At 32.0% G+C, this 21,548-nt stretch carries 20 protein-coding genes and 1 tRNA gene; 17 read left to right on the top strand and 4 right to left on the bottom strand.

Annotated features, from left to right (window positions below):
- Positions 1–177: 177 nt before the first annotated feature.
- Entirely contained in the window at positions 178–957 is a 780-nt protein-coding gene (locus FOF46_RS27865; protein WP_109438245.1) for a hypothetical protein, read from the top strand.
- A 384-nt stretch (positions 958–1,341) separates the two neighbouring features.
- Here FOF46_RS27865 and FOF46_RS27860 read toward each other — a convergent pair whose 3' ends face one another.
- Positions 1,342–1,560 (bottom strand): hypothetical protein, encoded by a 219-nt coding sequence (locus FOF46_RS27860; RefSeq protein ID WP_109438244.1) that lies wholly within the window; start codon positions 1,558–1,560, stop codon positions 1,342–1,344.
- Positions 1,561–2,256: 696 nt separating this feature from the next.
- Here FOF46_RS27860 and FOF46_RS27855 point away from each other — a divergent pair.
- From FOF46_RS27855 to FOF46_RS27815, 9 genes are all read left to right on the top strand, one after another.
- The gene (locus FOF46_RS27855; protein ID WP_143918755.1) at positions 2,257–3,027 is read left to right on the top strand and encodes a hypothetical protein; all 771 of its coding nucleotides are present in this window, start codon (positions 2,257–2,259) and stop codon (positions 3,025–3,027) included.
- Positions 3,028–3,435: 408 nt separating this feature from the next.
- Positions 3,436–3,810: a hypothetical protein gene (locus FOF46_RS27850; RefSeq protein WP_143918754.1), complete on the top strand. Its 375-nt coding sequence runs from the start codon at positions 3,436–3,438 to the stop codon at positions 3,808–3,810.
- Positions 3,807–4,706, top strand: coding sequence for a hypothetical protein (locus tag FOF46_RS27845; protein ID WP_143918753.1), 900 nt, complete (start codon positions 3,807–3,809; stop codon positions 4,704–4,706). Before FOF46_RS27850 ends, FOF46_RS27845 begins: the two co-directional genes overlap by 4 nt.
- Before the next feature lie 9 nt (positions 4,707–4,715).
- The gene (locus FOF46_RS27840) at positions 4,716–5,015 is read left to right on the top strand and encodes a hypothetical protein (RefSeq protein WP_143918752.1); all 300 of its coding nucleotides are present in this window, start codon (positions 4,716–4,718) and stop codon (positions 5,013–5,015) included.
- Positions 5,016–5,026: 11 nt separating this feature from the next.
- Positions 5,027–5,563, top strand: coding sequence for a hypothetical protein (locus tag FOF46_RS27835; RefSeq protein WP_109438238.1), 537 nt, complete (start codon positions 5,027–5,029; stop codon positions 5,561–5,563).
- A 152-nt stretch (positions 5,564–5,715) separates the two neighbouring features.
- Positions 5,716–6,186: a hypothetical protein gene (locus tag FOF46_RS27830; RefSeq protein WP_109438237.1), complete on the top strand. Its 471-nt coding sequence runs from the start codon at positions 5,716–5,718 to the stop codon at positions 6,184–6,186.
- Positions 6,187–6,193: 7 nt separating this feature from the next.
- A complete protein-coding gene (locus tag FOF46_RS27825; protein WP_143918751.1) occupies positions 6,194–6,688 on the top strand; it encodes a hypothetical protein in 495 nt (164 codons plus the stop codon).
- Between the two features lie 124 nt (positions 6,689–6,812).
- Positions 6,813–7,547, top strand: coding sequence for a DNA/RNA non-specific endonuclease (locus FOF46_RS27820; protein WP_109438235.1), 735 nt, complete (start codon positions 6,813–6,815; stop codon positions 7,545–7,547).
- A 122-nt stretch (positions 7,548–7,669) separates the two neighbouring features.
- Positions 7,670–8,044 carry a hypothetical protein gene (locus FOF46_RS27815; RefSeq protein ID WP_143918750.1) on the top strand — a complete coding sequence of 125 codons (375 nt, stop codon included), beginning with the start codon at positions 7,670–7,672 and terminating at the stop codon, positions 8,042–8,044.
- Between the two features lie 320 nt (positions 8,045–8,364).
- Here FOF46_RS27815 and FOF46_RS27810 read toward each other — a convergent pair whose 3' ends face one another.
- Both FOF46_RS27810 and FOF46_RS27805 read right to left on the bottom strand, forming a co-directional pair.
- Positions 8,365–9,396: a cytochrome d ubiquinol oxidase subunit II gene (locus FOF46_RS27810; protein ID WP_143918749.1), complete on the bottom strand. Its 1,032-nt coding sequence runs from the start codon at positions 9,394–9,396 to the stop codon at positions 8,365–8,367.
- A 10-nt stretch (positions 9,397–9,406) separates the two neighbouring features.
- On the bottom strand, positions 9,407–10,705 hold the full coding sequence (locus tag FOF46_RS27805) for a cytochrome ubiquinol oxidase subunit I (RefSeq protein WP_109438232.1): 1,299 nt from the start codon (positions 10,703–10,705) through the stop codon (positions 9,407–9,409).
- Positions 10,706–11,064: 359 nt separating this feature from the next.
- Between FOF46_RS27805 and FOF46_RS27800 the strand changes: the two genes are divergently transcribed.
- The 3 genes from FOF46_RS27800 to FOF46_RS27790 all read left to right on the top strand — a co-directional run bounded on the left by FOF46_RS27800 (position 11,065) and on the right by FOF46_RS27790 (position 14,687).
- Positions 11,065–11,793, top strand: coding sequence for a hypothetical protein (locus FOF46_RS27800; RefSeq protein ID WP_143918748.1), 729 nt, complete (start codon positions 11,065–11,067; stop codon positions 11,791–11,793).
- Between the two features lie 317 nt (positions 11,794–12,110).
- Positions 12,111–14,051 (top strand): sensor histidine kinase, encoded by a 1,941-nt coding sequence (locus tag FOF46_RS27795; RefSeq protein WP_167571968.1) that lies wholly within the window; start codon positions 12,111–12,113, stop codon positions 14,049–14,051.
- A 3-nt stretch (positions 14,052–14,054) separates the two neighbouring features.
- Positions 14,055–14,687, top strand: a complete 633-nt coding sequence (locus FOF46_RS27790; RefSeq protein WP_109438229.1) for a response regulator — start codon at positions 14,055–14,057, stop codon at positions 14,685–14,687.
- Between the two features lie 73 nt (positions 14,688–14,760).
- Here the strand turns inward: FOF46_RS27790 and FOF46_RS27785 are convergent, their stop codons facing one another.
- Positions 14,761–18,102 (bottom strand): starch-binding protein, encoded by a 3,342-nt coding sequence (locus FOF46_RS27785; protein ID WP_143918746.1) that lies wholly within the window; start codon positions 18,100–18,102, stop codon positions 14,761–14,763.
- Between the two features lie 437 nt (positions 18,103–18,539).
- On the opposite strand from FOF46_RS27785, the gene FOF46_RS27780 reads away from it, so the two are divergent.
- The 4 genes from FOF46_RS27780 to FOF46_RS27765 all read left to right on the top strand — a co-directional run bounded on the left by FOF46_RS27780 (position 18,540) and on the right by FOF46_RS27765 (position 21,330).
- Positions 18,540–18,896, top strand: coding sequence for a hypothetical protein (locus FOF46_RS27780; protein WP_109438227.1), 357 nt, complete (start codon positions 18,540–18,542; stop codon positions 18,894–18,896).
- 226 nt (positions 18,897–19,122) lie between these two features.
- Positions 19,123–19,197 (top strand) — tRNA-Pro (locus tag FOF46_RS27775).
- A 228-nt stretch (positions 19,198–19,425) separates the two neighbouring features.
- A complete protein-coding gene (locus tag FOF46_RS27770) occupies positions 19,426–20,709 on the top strand; it encodes a site-specific integrase (RefSeq protein WP_143918745.1) in 1,284 nt (427 codons plus the stop codon).
- Positions 20,710–20,808: 99 nt separating this feature from the next.
- The gene (locus FOF46_RS27765; RefSeq protein ID WP_143918744.1) at positions 20,809–21,330 is read left to right on the top strand and encodes an ORF6N domain-containing protein; all 522 of its coding nucleotides are present in this window, start codon (positions 20,809–20,811) and stop codon (positions 21,328–21,330) included.
- The last annotated feature ends 218 nt before the right edge of the window (positions 21,331–21,548 follow it).

The following is a 21,548-nucleotide window of genomic DNA, read 5'->3' as shown; positions in this document are numbered from 1 at the left end:
AGGAGAGTCGATGAGAAGAAAAAGAAAAAAATCGTAATTTTAACACTGAAATAAACACGCTTTTGGGAACTGTTTTGCTATGCTCTATTTAAACAGGAATACCCGGGTCAATTTCATAGGAATCTCCACACTAGTAATTGAATATTAAAAAGTATAATTAATCTTAAAACCTTAAAAATGAAAAAACTTATTTATTTACTATTTGTTACTACTCTATTCATTTCGTGTGAAAAAGATAGTAACGATGAACTTACAAATGATCAAAATTTAACTACTATTTATCTTAAAGCAAATGGCTCAGAAAACTTTATTCAAAAGAATTCATCTAATTGTTTTATTTCTGGACCTACAATTGTACAGCCCAATACGTTTGAAACATATATAATCAGGAATACCCAAGTCTATGGAGGTACTCTCAGGCTTGATACAGATGATAGTAGCATTTGGAGGTTTGCCGGTGTTACTGCACCTGACGCTAGCGGAAATATAACAGCCAGGATATTTTTCGGATCAAATTTTAAATGTGGATCTTTTAATGTGAATCTGAGTAATGATTTTGGTGAAACATGTGAAACTTCTATAGATATAAGTACTGGGGATAATTGTACTTGTATTACTACACCTCCTGCACCGGAAGCAATTGATTCGCGGTTTGGTACTCCAGTGCCTCCTGGATATGTTCAAGGAAATTTAGGAGGAAATAGTATTTGTACTAATACAATTGATAATACTTTATCAGTTCCATTAGATTCTTGCTCAAGTTATTCATGGTCAATTACTCCTAGTGGAACTCATCTAGCAACAATTCTTCCATCGAGAAATGAAGCTGTTGTGATTATTAAACAACCAGGAGAATATGTCGTCAGACTTGTTACATCTAACAATGCTGGACAGAGAACAGAACAGTATGTTTTATTTGCAGAAAATTGTAATGGCGGAGGCATAGGAGGTTTCTAATTAAAATTTAGTAAAAAACCTTCTGGAGAAATTCAGGAGGTTTTTTATAGTATAAGATCCAAATTAGGGCAAGTTTAATCTACATATTGAGACATTCAAACCCCACTATTATCATTAAAGTAATATAGAATATCATCACATTCAAAATTCTTATGTCTATCAATTAGCTCAGTAAATATTTTAATGGATACTCGTTTGCTTCTTTTACCAGAGTATTTCTTAGTCTACGGAGTATAGAACAATTAGCAATCAATGACGGTTTTCGATCTGTAGAGCATTTCTTCAAATGGTTCAATAAGAATTTTCTGGGTAAGATAATCCACTGGACAGATTTACAAAACGAATCAGCCCATGTGGAGTATCATAATAAAATAAATTCAAAGTTTAAGCTGCACAATAGTCAGCGCCTTTGTCAATACAGATTTGTCCATCTGAATCGGTGAAAACTCCATAAAGAACACCATCTGTTTCAATACAATAATTAAAATCACTATTATAGTCATCATAGCAATCATGATTCGCACCACCGTTTATTTGTTTTAGTTCATTTCGACTCAAAGTCCTTTCGGTCCAATTCGTGTTTTTTTCTAAGATTCTTTTCATTTCTTTTGATTTTAAGATTTTAACTTCTGCATTTGCTTATCTATATGAATAAGTTTATGCAACACCACATAACTCTTTACATGTTTTTTTACAATCATCAGAGCCTCCTTCTCCCACAAAGTTGTCAGATCTAGAAGATGTGTCAACTATATCGCATGCTTCAGAACATGACTTTAAGCAACCGTTTGTCCCGCCTGATCCGTTAATGAATTTTAATTCTTTTTTAGGAATTTAAAATTCTGATAAACTTCTTAAACTTTTCATTTTTAATAATATTTAAGGGTTAATAATTAATTTACTATTGACAATAGTATTGTGAATTCTCCTTTAATGTATTAGTGTATCAAATCGTTACCTCTAAAATTTTGTTAAAATCAATAGTAGTAATTTGTCTATAGTAAAAGAGCTATGGTTTGAGTGCGTAATGATGAAAAGTGAGGTAGTTATGCAATATCGTTACCAAATGGGTTACTAGATTGTTATACTGTAGATAGATTAAGAGGTAAAGCATATATTGGTAGTATTGAAGAAATAACCCAACCAGTGGAATATGAAATTTTAGTCTTTTAGTTTATATATTTAATCATTGTCAATCATATATCGGTATTAATTTTTAAAATATAGGGTATCATTTTTTTGAGTTAAAACACTAAATACTGAACTCACAATTTTGTGTTTAACTTAAAACCTCAAAAAATGAAAAAACTTATTTATTTATTAACCATTATTACTCTACTTGTTTCTTGCGAAAAAAAGAGTGCCGATGAACTTACCAATGATCAAGGTTTAACTTCTATCGAAATTAAAGAATCTGATGCTAAGAGTTCATCTGGTAGATATTCTATCTCTGGGGCTACAGTTGTAACACCTGGTACTGTAGTAAGTTTTAGTTTGACATTATTATCATTAACTCGTGGTATAATTAGCCTTAATCCTGATAATCCTGACCTTTGGAAAAAGAAATCTAGAATTGGCGGATCTAGGAAGGTATCTATAGAAATAAAACCATCATTCACTTGTGGTGAAATAACATTCACAACGGGTAATGGATGTACTGATACTTTTTATGTTACTACTGCAGGTAGTATATGTGATTGCGATGTAACACCAACAAAAGGTTATCCTCCTTGTATATGTAATCCTCAACCACTTACCACACCTAGCCTAATAATTTTTGATAATTTTTTAGGGTCAAACCCTGTCAATGGTGATTTTTGTATAAACACTACAGCAAATGTACTTAGGGTGAATGATGTGGATTGTGTATCAGATTACATATGGTCTATTTCTCCAACTGTATTTGGGACTGATTTAGAGAAAAGCCCAATAAGTCCAAATACAGCACTATTAAAAGTTAGCCAACCAGGAGAATATGTTGTTTCCGTTAAGGCTGTTCAAGATGGGGAAGTTAGTCCAGCTCGTTTTATCAGTTTAACTGCAGAAAATTGTTTTGGCGGTGGTTTCTAATTTAATTATTCCTTTTTACAAGTAAGGACTACTTTAAATTGTTAAGGAAAAATTAAATTAATATTTCAATTAACTAATTTTAATAAATTAGTCAAAAATTACCTCATAATCAACACTTTACAAGTGTTGTTGTGAGGTTTTTTTGATTTTAACGTAATTCAGTTATCTATTGTTTTAGATAATGAAATCCCTCCCAAACTTTAAATATATTAAGCACCCCTGCATTTGTCATAATTGGTATTTATAGTTAAGAATATGGTTGTCATGATAGCTTATATCTACCATATTTAGCATGTAGTTACTAGGGTAATTGTATCCAATTGTTTTAACCAATTAAAAATACCCAATACTAGGGATTGAATTGAATTTTTTATTTCAATATCATTGAGAAAATAATACCAGTAGAAAATGAAACAGAAAATAATACTAACCTTCAACAAAGAAGAACTGAATAAGTTTGAAGAAGCTTTGGGTAATAGTGGTATAAACAAACTTTCTGAACTAGTTACCCTTGTTATATCAAAGGATAATCCTGAAAAGTATATAACTAGAAAAGTTAAAGAAGCACTTTCTGATTTGAGCGGATTTGAGATTGAATTTATAACCCTCTCCCATAATTTAAAAACCGATTTAGGTCTAACTAACTACCATAAAAAATCGTTAAAGTTTTATTTTCAAAGAATTGTGAAGGATTTGGATTCCAAAAAAGCAGTAACTGTGCAGGAGTGTGAAAAACTCACCAAAGTATCAGATTGTATCAAATTGATAAAATCAAAAATATGAAGTCGCAAAAACTTATACTATTGATTACATTTTATATTTATCACTTCATCACAACAGCCCAAGAAAATAAAGGTAGTTTCTTCAATCAAGTTACATTAAGAAAGTCATTCCAGAGTAAAAATGACAAAGCTGAACCTGCAATAATAACCTATTCAAACCCTAAGGAAAAAGAAGCTTCTTGGTTAATAAATGGTGCAGTAGGAATAAATGTTTTACCAAAAACAAAAAAAGTCCTTACTCTTTCCCCATACATAGAATATCATAGAAATACCTTAATTGACAAAGAACAAGATAATTTTCAAACAGGACTAGCCCTTGAATGGCAAACTTCAGATATTTCCACGAACGGTTGGACACCAGTATTGATCTCATCCATTAAGTACAATAATGATAATATAAAAGACATATCTTCATTTCAAGGAAACATATACTTTACGCCATTGTTTAAAGGAAAAGCACTCGAAGCGAAATATTTTTGGCTGCCTAATACAACTGTAAACTTTGGTAAGTTGTTTCAATTTGTTTACACGCCATACTTAGGTTTAGAAAATGAAAATAGAATATCAACAGAAGAAAATATTGATGAAGGTAATATCTATCGTGGATATTTTAGGATTTCATCAAACATCTTATTATTTCCTATAAATGAAAAGTTAAAAAACAGATTTGAATTCAATGTTGATTGGCAATATCGTTATAATTTTAGTGAAAATATCCAAAGCCTAAACACTTCAGAGCATCAGTACTTTACTACAAGTTTTAACTATATCTTCTTTAAAACTGATGACGATAAGAAATCAGCAAAAATTGGATTAGACTATGTTAATGGTGAAAATCCAACGAAGAATTTCGAAGAGCAATCTTTTTACGCAATAAGCTTAAAAATAAAATTATAATAAAGTATGTTGAAAGTTGAACTGGAAAATATTCGATTATTTGCAAATCAACAAAATTCGTTGATTGCACATTCTGATAGTGAAATGGAACTCTCTATCTTATGTTTTACACAACCACCGAGACCACCAGAACTGAAACCCTGTGATGAATGTGGAAAATTCCCATTAATTTCTGGCAAAAAGTTCTTCTTTAATGCTAGCCCTTCAATTTTTGAAAAAAAGAAAGGCCATATGAAACTCATTATTCAGAATCAATCTGGTGATGTATGGCAGAGAAAAATAAATATTGAACCACCTATGTTAGCTTAAAAAATAAATCTATGACTAAAATACTGAATATCAATAAGGGACTACAGAAAGAATTGGAATTCTCTAATAGTAAATTCAAAGAATGGCTAGTAAACTTGGATACTGAAGTTGAAAACTTAGATAAAACAACTAAAACGAGAAAATACACGGCAACAATTTTAAAATTGATAGTTGTAATTAGTGGAATTGTTATAGCTTCTGGTTTTTTGAAAGATGCTGATATTATTGTTCAAATAATAGGAGCCGTTGTACTTTTAATAACGGCAATTGAAAGAGTATTTGCAAACTTAGACAAACTGTTAAGCACTGTAGCAGCAAAAAACGCTTTCAATCGAGTTAGAAGAGAAGTCGTCCGTATTCATACGAATAGAATTAGGCCTATTTTAGGATTGAAAGAAACTAAACCAGAAGAAGCAGCAAAAAAAATAATTGAGCTACAAAGTGAGTTGATAGATAAATTGATGAAGATTGATGATGAGATCAAAACCAATCTGGAAAATAAAAATTATGATATACTTGGCAGATTAACATTGGAAGATAAAGAATAACTGGCTACAACACGTCGTATAAGTAATAATAGCGGTTTAAGTGATAAAATGAAAGTATAAACATAAAAACAAAGGTTAGTGCAAAACCCAAAGGTTTGTAAACAGAAATCCGCTACTACTAATACACTAGACCGTTAGGCAAAATTGAAATTATGAAAGAACAAACAAGTTGGGAAAAATACATCCCCTGGTTTTTAACTATAGCAAGTAGTATAGTTTTAATTGCAATAGGCTTTTTTTTAATTAATAATATTAATTGGTTTAAAGAAGGAGTCTTTGAAAACAAGGCGGATTTGAATTTAGAATACAAGGTGTATGCCTATCAGATGCATTTAAGTATGATAAAACGTTCTGTGGGGTTATTTTCTGGATTTGCTTTAATGTTTTTAGGTATAGGTGTTGCTTTTTATTCTTTAAAAAGACAAACCACCTTAAATTTGGAAGGTGCTGGAATAACAGCCAGTCTTGTTACTGCTTCACCAGGTATAGTCGCGATGATTTTAGGTGCATTCCTTATAATTAGTACTATTAAAAGTAAAGACGATTTTCCAAATTTTGAAGACTCAGATAAAATAGGAATAAAAATTAATGGGCCTGAGAAAAGCCCTGGACGAGTAAAATAATTATGGTATGAAAACACATCTTCTAATTATTACATTATTCATAATGAATACGATGTATTTAAACTCCCAAAATATTGACCAATCCGATATTAATACAACTTGCTTTGTGCTCTCGGAATTAATAGCAAAGGCCAAAGAAAAAGGAGATATCGAATCAATGGTAATATTTTCTAATACTATAGATAAAATCAAAGCAGATCATAATATTCACCCTACATATTCAACCTATTTTGATTCAATTAAAAGTTCAAATCTTAATATTAGCAAAGGGATTGTTATCTCTTTGAATAACCCTCCAAAATCTCCAGGGTTCACAAACAAAGAAATTGATGATTTTATGAGCCTTAAAAAAGACAACATTTCTTTATCTGATTTCAACGATTTTTTAGTTTTGAAAAAACTCGGTCAAAACAAATTAAAACTTGAAAACTTAAATGAATTAGAAATAAAGAATTTAGAAAAATTCAAGAAAGAAATTGAAACAATAAAAATCAATCAATAAAACTTTGCCTAACTAAGTGTATAGTAAATGACATCCTACGGATAGCTTCGCTGCTTTTTGTACAAACAGTTAGGCACAATTTCAGTAACCGAATTATAATTAATAATCTAAAACCAAAACAGATATGAACAATCCATTTCACATTCAAAGAGAACTTAGATATGGAGCGCCAGTTTGCGACGAAATTTTAATAGGCAGATATTTTACAATAGGCTATTCTTGGTATTTCAGACAAGCAAAATGGGCTTTAGAAATAATAAACCGAAATGATTATCTTCTTAGTGAAGTAGAAAGAATGAATAACTTTCGTGCAGATACAAGAATACCAGAAAGATTTCGAGCTGGTTTAAACCCCTATGTAGGAAGCGGATACGATCGAGGACACTTAGTCGCAAGTGCTAATAGCAACATTTTGGAAATTCAAAATAGTGAAACTTTTTTAATGTCAAATATGTCTCCACAAAAACCAAATTTTAATAGAAGAATTTGGAAAAATTTGGAAGAAGCAACCAGAACATTAAATAATCAAGATGAGATATTAGAAACTTATGTTCTAACCTGCCCTGTATTTTATTTTGATAGATTGATTGAAACAATTGGAGATAAAAATGATGATTACGGAATAGATATTCCTATTCCTCACGCATTTATTAAGAGTGTATTAGCAGAAGATAAAAGAGGTAAACTAAAACTTTGGACTTTTGAAATGGAGAATAAAGAATTGGACGGAAATCTAGAAGATTATTTAGTTGTCACATATGACGCTGAACAAATCGTGGGAGGCCGATTTTGGGACAGAATTAGCGGTGGAGATATGCACGAACAGAAAAAAAACCCCATAGCAATGTGGAATTATTAAAATCGTGCCTAACAATGGCAATAAGTAAATACTTGTTTTACATACTCTGAAAATTCCTCTAGAATTTCAGCTTAGTATGTACTGCAAAGTTAAGTACTAACCCTCTCATATCTTGTGCTATTATGAACAATGGTGAAAATGAAAAAAAACAATATATAAGGATGATGTCTGAATTCAGGTCGATCATTAAGTATATTACTCAAATGGCAGTTGCGTCTTTAATTCTTCCAATAGTATTCTATAGAGATATAATTGGCGTACAAGAGACTATTTCAATAATGAACGTTGCAAATTGGCAATTAAAATTTTCTTGGATTAGTTTATTAATATCTATAGGGTGCGGTATTTGGTATCAGGATATAGCAACAAGAAAGATTATAAGAGGAAATAATAAAGGTGTCAGACGATTTCCTCAGTTATTCTATGGGCTCACTGTTATTGGGTTTTATTTAGGTATAGGGGTTTTTATCTGGGGTGTACTAATAACTAAGGGATAAATGTAATATTCTTTCAATATCTCAATGTAGAGTATATCATTTTTATATTTTACAAAGTTAAATAATTGATAATCAGTTTAAATATAGTAATCTAGGGACCAGAGATCGGAAGTTCGAATCCTCTCTACCCTACATGAGAAAATGATTTTGCATACTAATGGGATAGCTCTGCCTTTTTACAGGAAAATATAATTTCTAAATATATTTTAAGCTTTTATGCTAGCAAAAAAGTACTTCGAGAGAAAAAGAATTTGTTTATCTCTCGAGAAAACATAATTATCTTTTTTCAAAATTACGTGTGACGGATAATAACTTTAAAATTATATAGACGGATTGTTATTTTGTTCTAAAATTTTTATCATTTTGAAGGATTTTAGTAAATGAAATAATCCTGGTAAAATCACAGTACCACCAATGATAAGTGTTATTCCTAAAACTTTTATTACGCTATCCGGAGCTATATTTTCTAATATACTAACGCTCCCTTCATCCAAAAGAATAATTCCGGGAAAATGAGCTAATAATGCTGCCAACAAAATTAAAAATACCTGGAGACCAGCAAAAAAACGACTTAATATTCTTCTTCCTTTTTTAATAGTAATCCAAAGAGGTATTAATAATAGTCCAGAAAATAACATCGCCGTTATTGAATACGGGTTTTTAATAAAATCATGTACAAAGATATAATCGTAACTGTACCCATATATAAAAGTCAGTAATCCTATTGCAAAAACAATGATCGTGGCAATTCCCGCTTTTCTGATATAAATATTTTCTTTTTCTGATTCTCCGATTAATAAAACCGAAGATAAAAACGCACAGAGAGATGCAAAAAACAATCCTATTAATATGCTAAATATATTAAACCAGGGCGCTACAAAAGCCTCATAAAAAGTTAAGGTAGTAACATCATCTACTACTTTTATTTTACCACTTATCAGTCCGCCAAAGACCATCCCTAAAAAGATGGGAGTGATAAGACTAGAAATCTTAAACATGGTATCATATAATTTCTGCGAATTATCAATTACCGCATCATAGTGTCTAAAAACAAATGCTACTCCTCTTAGTGTAACTCCTAACAATACAATGGTTAATGGGATATGTAGGTTGACTACCATGATATTATAGTAAACAGGAAATGCTACCCATAAAATCACAATCAGAATAATGATCCATATATGGTTTGCTTCCCATACAGGTCCCATTACACGATAGATAGTTTTCTTAGTAATTTTTTGATTTTCTTCAGAAGAAAAAAGCTCTACAATACCGGCTCCATAATCAGCACCACCAAGAACTACATAGAGATACAATGAAAATATCAAGAAAAACAAAACGACATATAACATATTTATAGGTTTAGTTTGAGGAATTAAGAACTCTTATTTGTCGTAGCATTAACCAGGTTACCGCTACTGATAAAATTGTATATACTGCAACATAAGTATAGAAGCTAAAAACTATACCAGGCATAGGAGTGACTGCGTCTTTTGTTCGCATTACTTTATGAATAATCCAGGGTTGTCTTCCTACTTCGGTTACAATCCACCCCGCTTCCAGTGCAATGAATCCCATAGGAGCCAGCATCACAAAAAGTAACCAATACTTATTGGTAGTAAACCATTTTTTTTTCTTCAAAGAAACAAAATATAAAACCCCAGCAAACAATAACAACGTTCCTATACCCACCATAACCTGAAAAGCATAATGTACTATACTAACATTTGGTCGTTCATCTTCAGGAAAATCATTCAATCCTTTTACCTCTGCATCAAAATCTCCAAAAGCCAGAAAAGATAACATCCCTGGGATTGCGATCTTATACTTTACTTCTTGGTGTTCTGTATCTACTATTCCGCCAATATATAAAGGAGCTCCTTTTTCGGTATTATAATGAGCTTCCATGGCTGCTAATTTTACAGGTTGTCGCTCTGCAATATCTTTTGCAGAGATATCACCACTTATTGGTTGTAATATTGCAGCTATTGCTCCAAATGTAATTGCTATCTTAAATGCTTTTTTATGCAATTCTACTCTTCTCCCCTTATACACCTGATAAGCATGAATACCAGCTACTGCAAAACCTGTTGCCGTAAACGCCGCAAGAGTCATATGCAATGCTTGAGTAAACCATGCGGGGTTAAGCATCGCCTTAATAGGATCAATATTCAAAAATTCGCCATCTATATAATCAAATCCACTTGGTGCGTTCATCCATCCATTAGCCGCTACCACCAAAATTCCTGAAGCTACTCCAGATATTCCTATAATAACACCAGTAAACCAGTGAAATTTCTCGGGTAATTTATTCCATCCATATAAATAAAAACCCAATGCCAGTGCTTCTACAAAAAAAGCTGCTCCTTCTAATGAAAAAGGCATTCCGATAATTGGTCCTGCATGTTTCATAAATTCTGGCCACAGCAATCCCAATTCAAATGATAAAGCTGTTCCTGAAACGGCACCGGTTACAAAAAATATGGCAACTCCTTTTTGCCATGCTTTAGTCAACGTTAAGTAGATTTTATCTTTAGTTTTTAACCATTTATAATGGGATACGACCATAAAAAAAGGCATTACCATACCAATACAAGCAAAAACAATGTGAAATATAAGAGTAAATGCCATTTGAAGTCTTGCAGCATCAAGGTTTTCCATAGATTATTTTTTTAATCTTTTTATTGTATAAATATACTCTTAGACATCATAATACTAAGTAACCTTGGTTACATATGTCTAAAAAAAGATTGTTTTCCCGGAAGTTTCTTTTATGCTATAAAGATACGATCTAAACACGGTTTTTTAAAGAAAAAAAGCTGTTGTTTTACCCCAAAATCCATAAACTTTTATCCATATCCTTTTTACCAACCTAGGGAAAACCCTAGATTTTAAATCCTAGGTTTTACACTCACAAACAAAGCGCTGAACAACAGTAATTTAGCAAACACAAATTTGTATGTAAGGGGGAATCTGAAAACCCATATCAAAAGAGTAGGAAAATCTTAAAACTATTTATTATGAAAAAATCAATTTTTAAAATGTCAATTTTAGCAATACTGTTAGGAATCGTATTTATTGCTTGCGAAAAAGAAGGAGTAAAGACAGAAATCGTTGAGTTTAATGAAGAAGAATTTACAAGTGAAACCGGTAATCATGATCAAGTTTTGGATATTAAGAATGAAGAAATCCAACAACCTTTACTTCATATGAGTTTTGATAAAAATCTAAGTAAAGAAGAAAACGAGCTCAAATGGAAAAAAAAGGTTAAAGAATATGTGAATAAAAATGCTAACCAAAATAAGGGAGTAAGTACTCATGTAATATATGAAATAATTACTCATACAGGGTCGCAACCTAATCATGATACTAACGGTGATGTAATGGCCAAAGTAGAATTTGTTCATGACCAGGGAAGACGCATCACTAGATATTTAGCATTGGATAATGGTGATGATAGAAATACAGATCAAGTCGATGTTTATCTTTTCGATCTTCAGTTTAATAATACTGCTATATCCTGGATAGAAGTAGATGAAGCGCATCTTAGATTAAGAGGTACTAATAATTGGTTTGTCAAGTCATTTGACGTCGCAATATGGAAATCTGACCAAACTGTACCTGCAACATCTGATAGTAATGGCGCATTCTTGTTATCAGATCCAAATTTATGGATGGACAATCAAACTGAAACAGGGTGGGATTATTACCATGCAGAAGGCCTCAGTTATTCTCGTGTTAATTTCTAATCATAAAATTGATTCCAAAACCTTTTTTACGGCCTGTTTATTTTAAAAAAACAGGTCGTTTAATTCTTCTACATTTAACTATACCTTAAAAATCTCTATCTCTTTTCACAAAAAGGGGTAAAATCCTCTAGCAAATAGGATTTAATTGGATAAGAAGATATGTATCTTTAATGTAACCCCTACTATTTTGTCAGCTAATTATATTGATAATGAGACTGAGTTATATTCATATATGTTGGACGTTTGTGTTATTAAATTTTAACACAATATCTGCGCAACATATTAACAATACTGACACTTCTACCTCAAAAAAAAGAATGGAATATCAATTACGAAAGTCATTAGATCAATCTGATTACAAAAAAGCTTTGGAAATAACAGATAGTATGGAGCTTTACGGCATCAAGAATAAGGATAGTATTTATATGGCTATTGCTTACGATGCAAAAACGACACTCTATAGATTTAAGCGAGACATTCGTAATGCCAAAATTAATGTGAAAAAAGGCATTTCTATTTATGAAAAATATCACCATTATAGTGAATTGATAAAATCAAATTCATATCTCGCCAAAACGCTAAGAGATGAAGGTAAATTAGATTCTTGTTTTTATACCTTAAACAAAATTAATAGATTGTACATATCAGATACCGTATCTAAAGGAAGTTTACGATATTTTTATAATGAAAAAGAAGCATCTCATTCAGTAGCAGGAAGAATTGATTCTTCATTACATTATTCTTTCAAAAGAATAGGCTTAATTGAAGAAGATAATTATTTTCAATTAGGAGTCTCTTATTTAATCTTAACTGAAAACTTTTATAAAGTTAATGATCTGAAAAAGGCATTAAACTACATCAATGAATCACTTCATTATTTTTCTAAAGATCCACGTAACCTTACTATCGCTACCTGTAAAGCTTATATTTTAAAAGGAAATATTTTACTTGCTCTAAAGCAATATCAAGAAGTTAAATTATATGCCCATAAAGCTTTAGACCTAATTAAAAATAAAGATTTACCCAACTATAAGGTACAAATAGAGGTTTTACTTTTCAAATTGAATGGACAAATAGGAAAACCTCATAAGATACCAGTATTAGATGTCACCGATATCAAAAACAAAAAAATAACTAACAGTACCTTATTCGATTTTTATTTAGCAAAATTGAAGTATAGTGTTCATGAAAAAAAATGGAAAGAAGCACGTGTACTTATAGAAAAATTACATTTACTAATCCCAAATATCAGTGATCTTAATTTAAAACAAACCTTTCATCAATTATCATCATTGTATTGGGCAGAAGTCAAAGATTTTGAAAAAAGTTATTATGAACAAAATCAATACTTTAAAATAAAAGAAAAGATTAATACCAGGCAACACATCTATACTGCCTATGATCTGGATCAGAAATATCAGCTAGCCAAAAAAAATGAGGAAATTGTAAATCAAAACTTTAGAATCCAAACACAAGAAAATGAGTTACTAAAAAAAGAAAAACATCAAATTTATTTAACGTTATCAATACTATCAGCAATACTAGGGTTCATTTTGCTACTTTTTATCTATAGACAACGTCAGAAAATAAAGAATAATGAGATCATAACCTTACAACATCAACAGGAAGTAATTAAACTCGAATCACTTATTGATGGGGAGGAAAAAGAACGTAATCGATTAGCTCAAGACTTACATGATGGCATTAATGGTGATTTATCTGCAATTAAATATAAAATTACCTCTATAGCACCTTCTAAGTTAAATGAAAAAGAAAAAATCATACATCATGAGGCTATTCAAATGCTTGATAATACAGTAGAGCAAGTACGTAGAATTTCGCATAATCTTGCTCCTTCTTCCTTGTTAAATTTTAATCTGATCGAAGTAATACAACAATTTTGTGATAGAATCAATTCTTCTAATCCTTTAAATACAAGCTTTCAATATTTTGGAAAACAATTCAAACTTGAAAAGGAAAAAGAAACTGTTATTTACAGAATCATACAAGAACTCACAAATAATATCATAAAACATGCTAATGCTACCGAAGCTTTGATACAAATCAATAGTTATGAAAACAAACTTCATATTACTGTTGAAGACAATGGAATTGGATTTGATCCTGATGTAAAAAGTCACGGAATAGGATTGCAGAATATAAAATCAAGAGTCAGTCTCTTAAATGCTAACTTAGATATTCATTCAAGTGCTGAAGGAACTTCCTTCAACATAGAAATATATCTTGATAAAATTTAAAAAATGATAACAGTTTCGATTTTGGATGATCATACAATGGTACTAAGGGGACTTGAAACTATGCTTGAGGATTCTAATAGTATTAAAGTAAAGGCTACGTATAAGAAAGGGCAGGAATTATTGAAAAACTTACAAAACAATAGTTATGATGTGCTGATATTAGATATAAATTTACCAGACATCAATGGCATTGAATTATGTAAACGTATTACCAAGACATACCCCAATATATCCATCATAGGCCTATCCAATTATAGTGAAACGGGTTTTATAAAAAATATGATACGCAATGGAGCAAAAGGATACTTGCTAAAAAATACTTCAAAAGATGAATTAGAAGAAGCCATTAAAACGGTACATAAAGGAGAAACCTATCTACCATCTATCTTAAAAAATAAATTATTGAACGAAAGTATCGGTGTAAAATCTTCTTCATTTATACCAAAATTAACCAGAAGAGAAAAAGAAGTATTGCAATTAATTGCTAAAGAACATACAAATGAAGAAATAGCACAAACACTTTTTATAACTGTAAAAACGATAGAAGCCCATCGAAGTAATTTGATTCTAAAAATGGGAGTGCGTAATACTGCAGGTCTGATTCGTGTTGCTTTTGAAAAAGGATTATTGGTATAATCTTTTTATCTTATAAAAACCTGCTCAGAAAATAATATCCTCAACAGGTTTTTTATATCTAAAAAATAATAGATTACTTAACGACTTTTATCATTTTTACATTGTCATCAGAAGTTATCTTAAGCAAATAAATTCCTTTGGAAAGGTTGGACGTTTGTATCGTTACCATATTTTCTTTGGTACTCTTATCAGGAACTACATTAGTTAATTTTCCAGAAAGATCATACATTTCTATTTTTAAATTATTCTTATTCACATTCTTTGTAAACGAAAGTGATAGCGTTTCCTTGAAAGGATTTGGCCATGCACTTATAAAGTTTAGTCTATCATTATCTGAGGTTATATTAGAAAAAGATCCATTTAAAGCATTTAAATTAGGACATTCTCCAGGGCAATTATCAAACCATTGGTTGTTATACCATCCGCTTGTTGTTTTAAATAAATTATCAGTCTGCGCTCCTCCATTATCATTAAACACAATACCAACATCTACAGTCTGATCTATAGTATATTTATACCACGGAGAACTACTTAATTTAGACATTTGTATTCCTGGCCAAGCTGGAAATCCAGGTATTGCATCATTTGCGTTTTTATCATAAATATAAATATAAACTGTGTTCCAGTTGTTCGGTTTCTTGAAATATACCATAAACGAAGTATCCACAATATCTGGACATTCATTAGGACACGTATCTGACCATTGGTTATCATACCAGCCACTTGTTGTTCTAAATAAATCATCGGTCTGCGCTCCTCCATTATCGTTAAACACAATTCCAACTTCTACAGTTTGATCAATAGTATATGCATACCAAGGAGAACTACCTAACTTTGACATCTGTATCCCTGGCCAGCCAGGAAATCCCGGGATTGCTGTATTGGCATTTTTATCGTACAAATAAATGTAAGCCGTACTCCAATTATTTGGCTTTTTAAAATTAACAGTATATCCAGACACATTTTCAATAGTATAGGTTCTGCTTACTATAGAAGAATTTCCTGCAGTATTAATTGCAATAGCTTTGACCACAGTACTACCTTCTGCAGATATGGTAAAAACACCAGTATAAGGAGTACTTGAACTATCTGGCATTGACCCATCCAAAGTATAGAATATTGATCCCGAATTTGTTGCATCTATAGACACGTCTACACTTCCGTTAAAAGATCCAGAAGCAGGAGATACTGATACTACAGGCAACTCAATAAGATCCGGGCAGTCTCCCGGGCAATTATCAAACCATTGATTATCATACCAACCATTTTTAATTCTGGTTAAATCATCAGTCTGAGCACCTCCATTATCATTAAATACAATACCAACCTGAACATTTTGATCAATGTTATACTTATACCACGGTGTATCACTTACGGTTTCCATAGCAACTCCAGGCCAAGCCGGGAACCCTGGTATGGCTGCTCCTGTACTTTGATTAAATACATAAATAAAAGCCGAAGACCAGCCTGTTGGTTTTTTGAAATACACATCAAAAGGACCTCCAAATACATAATCTCTTGTGATTATTGAAGATTGATTCCCTTCTGAATCTATCGCTATCGCTTTTATAGTAGTATTCTCACTTATCGTAAACGAGTTATTATAGGCTATACTAGAAGAAGAAGGAGTAGTTCCATCATCTGTATAAAAAATATTTACTGAAGCTCCCGGAGTTGTAGTTGATGCTGTCATCTCTACGCTTACCGCGCTTGTATAAAAACCTGAGGCGGGAGATACAGATAAAGATGCTGAATTTGAAATCGTTAAAGGTTCTGCTATCAATACCAGTCCAAAAGAGGTTCCAAAGTTAACACTACCTCCAGATACTACAGCTGTTTTATCAGAGAAGTAGTCTTTTAAAGTTGTTCCATTTGGCCACATACCAAAAACATTCAACCCGCCAGAGAAATCATCATCATTTCCTGTATATACCAATGATTTATCTGTAATTCCCGCATTATTATATTCTCTCTTAAAGGTATAAGGAGTATCCTGTAACTTAGTATGTTTTCCTGCACCAACAGAAACGTGTTCTCTTCTAAACTTGCCTAACTTTTGAAAATGTATTAAGGTAAGAGCTGCTTTAGAATTAGGGTTATTTAATTCATTAAAATTCATATTTGAACGTAGTGTAGCATCGCCAGAAGCTCCGCCTCCAGGAGTTAAAGTTCTTGCAGTTTCATCACCATAATAAATCTGTGCAGGTCCAGGAGTTAATAATAATTTGGTTCCTGCTTCAAAAGTTCTGGTTCTATTTCTATCAAAAACTTCATTTGTATCGTGGTTTGCCAAAAAATTCATAGCACTTTTACCATTTCCCAGTTGGTTTTGTAAAAGATTATCATATCTACTAAAAATACTTTCTAATCCGTCATTGGCATTAAACCGAAATTCAAAATTAATAAGGTTAGCAAATCCATTATCATAATAATCTACATTGAAACCATCTCCAGTAAATCTTCTTCCCATACTTGGTGCAGAATAACCAAATACTTCTCCTGTCATCCAGAAATCTAAATCATCTAATTTTTTATCTGGATTATTATTTTTCCATTCTCTTAAGGCAATTAAACCCTCTGTTTCTAGCTCTTTCCAAACAAACTCTTCGACATGTTTAACTGTATCTACTCTAAATCCATCTACTCCATAATCTCTAACATAATCAGTTAGCCATTTCATTATATAAAACCTTGGAGCTCTTGGATAACCTGTTCTGTTAAAAAAATTATTTAATTCGTTCTCTTCTTGTTGTCTCCTCCCCTCCTGGCTCCATTTATTAAGTAACCAACCAGGAACTGAAACATTTCCATTTGATTCTGTTCTTATATCTGGTAAATTATCAACCAATTCACAGGGAATACTACCTCCTGGTCCTTGAAAATTACAAGTAGGTTCACGACGAACCCATTCTGATGGCCATGATTCATCGCTAGAATTATCGGGTCCTACATGATTTAAAACCACATCCATAATGATTCGAATACCGTGATCATGAGCTTTATCCACAAAGGTTTTAAAAAGAGCATCTGTTCCCAGGTTACGATCTATGGTCGTCCAGTCTTTTGCCCAATATCCGTGAAAAGCATACCCCGCTCCACCAATAGAACCATGTATATTTTCATACGGTGGAGTAACCCAAAGTGCATTCACTCCCAAGTCATCAAAATATCCACTATCAATTTTATTGATTAATCCTTGAAGATCTCCACCTTCAAAACTTCTTAATGGTGGACCATTTCTTTGTCTTCCATAAGAAAAGTCGTTAGAAGTATCTCCATTTTCAAAACGATCGGTAAGTACAAAATATACCGTTGCATTCTCCCATGTAAATGGTATGTTCTTATTGGACTGAGCAATACCGATTCTAGGTATGCAAAAAGCCAATAAAAGCCCTAAATAAAATAATTTTTTCATAATACATTATTTGTTGATTAATAAGTAACTACTTGATAATCTATTTCTTAAATAGTTTCTCAAACGTTGTAATAAAGATTTCGAAAAAAAAACGGCATTTTATAACCATTTTTTTACGCAAACGTTTGATTGTTAATAATTTATTTATTTTATAGTTAAAAAATTAACAATAACTTATTTAAATAGCCAAAATTCAAAAAATTCATTACATCAACTTTCATCATAAAGATTTCGTTTATGTATTTCACAAAATAGAAGCATTAGAATTAAATTACTCATAATACCAAAGAACATTATGTTTTTTATATACAGGGAAAAATCGACAAGAATTAGGGTAAAAACTACATTTTGAAGCAACGAATATCAACGCATCTTTACCATATCAAATTATAAGAGTAGGTATTCTACTAAAAAATTAATATAAAGAACACTACAAAATGGAAAGTACAATTGAGAAAAACTTAAAACATGTTCATGAATTACTATCAAAAGGACAATTTATAGAAGCGATGGAAACTTATTTACATGATGATGTAGAATTACAAGAAGCTAATGATGCACCAAAAAAAGGAAAAGCATTTAATGTTAAGTTCGAACAAGATTTTATAGATAATCAACTTACAGAGTTTATTCGATATGATGTAAACAATTATGCTGTCAATGGTAACCATTCTTTTTATGACGCAATAATGGAATTAAAATTAAAAGATGGCAGTACTATGCTTTCAGAGCAAACCGTAGTAACTGAATGGAGAGATGGAAAAATTTACAGAGAACGTTATTATCATGCATAATTGTATAAACTCATACTTTTATTTATATGAATGAGACCCTTGTGCATGTTACAAGGGTTTTTTTATCTTATACTATCGATATTAAGTACTCCAACCTCTATATTTTGAATTGTTTATGCATTACGATATGCTAAAAGTAAATTCATACATTATTTTCTTCAATTTTATTTGGCCTTATATTAAATGATTTATTTATATTTGCAGCCTCAAAAGGATAACCTTTTTTCGGGGTGTAGCGTAGCCCGGTTATCGCGCCGCGTTTGGGACGCGGAGGTCGCAGGTTCGAATCCTGCCACCCCGACAAATAGGGTATTAAAATTAAATTTTTAATACGCAAATTAATGAAAACCAGTAAAATACATTTTTACTGGTTTTTTTTGTTTCCATTTGAGAGCAAATCTCTTAGTGTCCTATTTCGTGTCCTGTTTTTTAGGGAATAAATTCCTAAATTTACAGTTCACAGCCCGTATTTGACTTTCGAGGCGATTTGGCTTTCGTTTAACTGATTTAATAATCAAAAACGAAAGTAATGACAACTTCACACACATTTAACGTCCGTTTTTGGTTGAAAAAGACCTCAATCAAAAAAGATGGGACCATTCCCATATATGCCCGGATTTGGATAGACAGTATCCCTATTGATGTAAGTGCCAAAGAATCTATTTTGGAGGAGCATTGGTGCGCTATTGCCTGCCGTGCAAAGATTAGGACAAAGAATGCAAAGTACATCAATGAAATTCTGGATAATATAAATTCTGGAATCAAAAAGGCCTATAAACAGCTCAAGGATGAAGGTAGGTCAATTACCGCACTAGCTATAAAGCAACGGTACTTAGGTAAGGATAAGGCGATTTTAACATTCAGGGACGTTATTCAATACCATAGGAAGGAGGAATCGGGAAAACTAGCTCCGGGTACCATAAAAAACTATGGCGCAACCGAAAAATATATAGTCCGTTTTATCAAAAAGGAATTCAAGTCGGACGATATCCAATTGGCGTTAATAGATTATTCATTTATAGTCAAATTCGAAAATTACCTCCGCACTTGCCCTCCACTATGTAAATCCCAACCATTGAACAACAATGGTATTATGAAGCATTTGGAGCGCTTACAAAAATTTACGACACTCGCCTTTAAGCATGGTTGGATTAAGGCAAATCCGTTTGCATTGTATGAACTGAAGTATGAAGAATTCGATTGTCCATTTTTAGAGCAATTCGAGCTTGATGCGATGGCTACACTTTCCATAACAAACGAAAGTATGTGTTTGGTCAGGGATGTATTCGTTTTCTCCTGCTATACTGGACTCTGTTACATAGAAGTGAAAAATTTGAACAATAAGGATATTATGAACGGAATTGATGGTGAGCAATGGATTATGGTCAGACGTCAAAAATCTAATACCCCCGTAAAGTTGCCATTGTTGGATGAAGCAAAAGCGATTCTTGAAAAATATGCTAGTTATCCGTCCATTGAAAACAATTATTCGCTTTTACGGGTATTCAGCGACCAAAAGGTTAACCAATACCTCAAGAAAATAGCCAAGCTGTGTAATATTGAAAAGAACCTGACCTTTCACGTGGCAAGACATACGTTTGCAACTACCGTCGCACTTTTAAACGATGTCCCTATCGAAACAGTCTCAAAATTGTTGGGCCATACCAAATTATCGACGACCCAAAAATATGCCAGGGTCATTGAAAAGAAAATCAGTAAGGATATGTTACAATTAAGGGCAAAGCTGAAAGCTAATTCCAAAAAGGGTTTAGAATATACGGATACGGCTTACAGTCATTTGAAAATTATATGAAGAAGCCAAAAAAGCAAAATTTATTAAAAACTACGATAAACAAAAAAACAAGAATTTGATATCACAGATTGTGATACCATATCCAAAAAAACAAAGACAATGGAACTATCTATAATAAAAAATAAAATCCACCATATTCAAGGTAACAAAGTAATGCTTGATTTTGACCTCGCGGAACTTTATGAAGTGGAAACCAGAGTACTTAAACAAGCCGTAAGACGTAACCTAAAACGATTTCCGGTAGACTTCATGTTTCAGCTTTCAAAGGAAGTTTGGAAAGAGGTTATCACAAATTGTGACAACCTTCCAGAGAACATCAAATTTAGTCCGACCACTCCTTTTGCCTTTACAGAACAAGGCGTGGCTATGCTTTCTAGCGTTCTCAATAGCGACAAGGCAATTGATGTAAATATTGCCATTATGAGAGCCTTTGTTGCGCTACGGCATCATCTTACCGATTATGGTAACCTTAAAGAAAATATTGCTAAACTAGAAAAAGAAATGAATGTAAAATTTAAAGATATTCACCAAGCATTGAATTATTTACTTCAAAAAGACCAAGTACAGATTGAGCAACAAAATAGGGAGCGGATTGGCTTTAAAATTGAACGAAAAAAATAGATTTTCATACTATTCTAGTATCGTTTTTCCATTCCTTGACTTATTGTCTTTCAAAATGTTTGAAAATCTATTATTAGGTCTTTTGGGCTTAGTGGAAATTCTTGCCAAACTGACCCACCTATTCCTATTATATTGACCCAGTAAATCCTATTTAAACTGACCCACCTATTCTTGTTTAAATTGACCCACCCCCAAAAGTGTGTGTATTAAATAACTTG

This window comes from Aquimarina algiphila (assembly GCF_007489275.1).
Classification (GTDB): domain Bacteria; phylum Bacteroidota; class Bacteroidia; order Flavobacteriales; family Flavobacteriaceae; genus Aquimarina; species Aquimarina algiphila.
This window is presented reverse-complemented; position numbering and strand designations above follow the sequence as displayed.

Bases quoted from the DNA above. Each gene is read 5' to 3' on its own strand.
- FOF46_RS27820 (WP_109438235.1), top strand. From the start codon at position 6,813: ATGAACAATCCATTTCACATTCAAAGAGAACTTAGATATGGAGCGCCA.
- FOF46_RS27825 (WP_143918751.1), top strand. From the start codon at position 6,194: ATGAAAACACATCTTCTAATTATTACATTATTCATAATGAATACGATG.
- FOF46_RS27845 (WP_143918753.1), top strand. From the start codon at position 3,807: ATGAAGTCGCAAAAACTTATACTATTGATTACATTTTATATTTATCAC.
- FOF46_RS27765 (WP_143918744.1), top strand. From the start codon at position 20,809: ATGGAACTATCTATAATAAAAAATAAAATCCACCATATTCAAGGTAAC.
- FOF46_RS27835 (WP_109438238.1), top strand. From the start codon at position 5,027: ATGACTAAAATACTGAATATCAATAAGGGACTACAGAAAGAATTGGAA.
- FOF46_RS27790 (WP_109438229.1), top strand. From the start codon at position 14,055: ATGATAACAGTTTCGATTTTGGATGATCATACAATGGTACTAAGGGGA.
- FOF46_RS27850 (WP_143918754.1), top strand. From the start codon at position 3,436: ATGAAACAGAAAATAATACTAACCTTCAACAAAGAAGAACTGAATAAG.
- FOF46_RS27865 (WP_109438245.1), top strand. From the start codon at position 178: ATGAAAAAACTTATTTATTTACTATTTGTTACTACTCTATTCATTTCG.
- FOF46_RS27785 (WP_143918746.1), bottom strand. From the start codon at position 18,102: ATGAAAAAATTATTTTATTTAGGGCTTTTATTGGCTTTTTGCATACCT.
- FOF46_RS27830 (WP_109438237.1), top strand. From the start codon at position 5,716: ATGAAAGAACAAACAAGTTGGGAAAAATACATCCCCTGGTTTTTAACT.
- FOF46_RS27805 (WP_109438232.1), bottom strand. From the start codon at position 10,705: ATGGAAAACCTTGATGCTGCAAGACTTCAAATGGCATTTACTCTTATA.
- FOF46_RS27780 (WP_109438227.1), top strand. From the start codon at position 18,540: ATGGAAAGTACAATTGAGAAAAACTTAAAACATGTTCATGAATTACTA.
- FOF46_RS27815 (WP_143918750.1), top strand. From the start codon at position 7,670: ATGAACAATGGTGAAAATGAAAAAAAACAATATATAAGGATGATGTCT.
- FOF46_RS27800 (WP_143918748.1), top strand. From the start codon at position 11,065: ATGAAAAAATCAATTTTTAAAATGTCAATTTTAGCAATACTGTTAGGA.
- FOF46_RS27855 (WP_143918755.1), top strand. From the start codon at position 2,257: ATGAAAAAACTTATTTATTTATTAACCATTATTACTCTACTTGTTTCT.
- FOF46_RS27770 (WP_143918745.1), top strand. From the start codon at position 19,426: ATGACAACTTCACACACATTTAACGTCCGTTTTTGGTTGAAAAAGACC.
- FOF46_RS27795 (WP_167571968.1), top strand. From the start codon at position 12,111: ATGGAATATCAATTACGAAAGTCATTAGATCAATCTGATTACAAAAAA.
- FOF46_RS27810 (WP_143918749.1), bottom strand. From the start codon at position 9,396: ATGTTATATGTCGTTTTGTTTTTCTTGATATTTTCATTGTATCTCTAT.
- FOF46_RS27860 (WP_109438244.1), bottom strand. From the start codon at position 1,560: ATGAAAAGAATCTTAGAAAAAAACACGAATTGGACCGAAAGGACTTTG.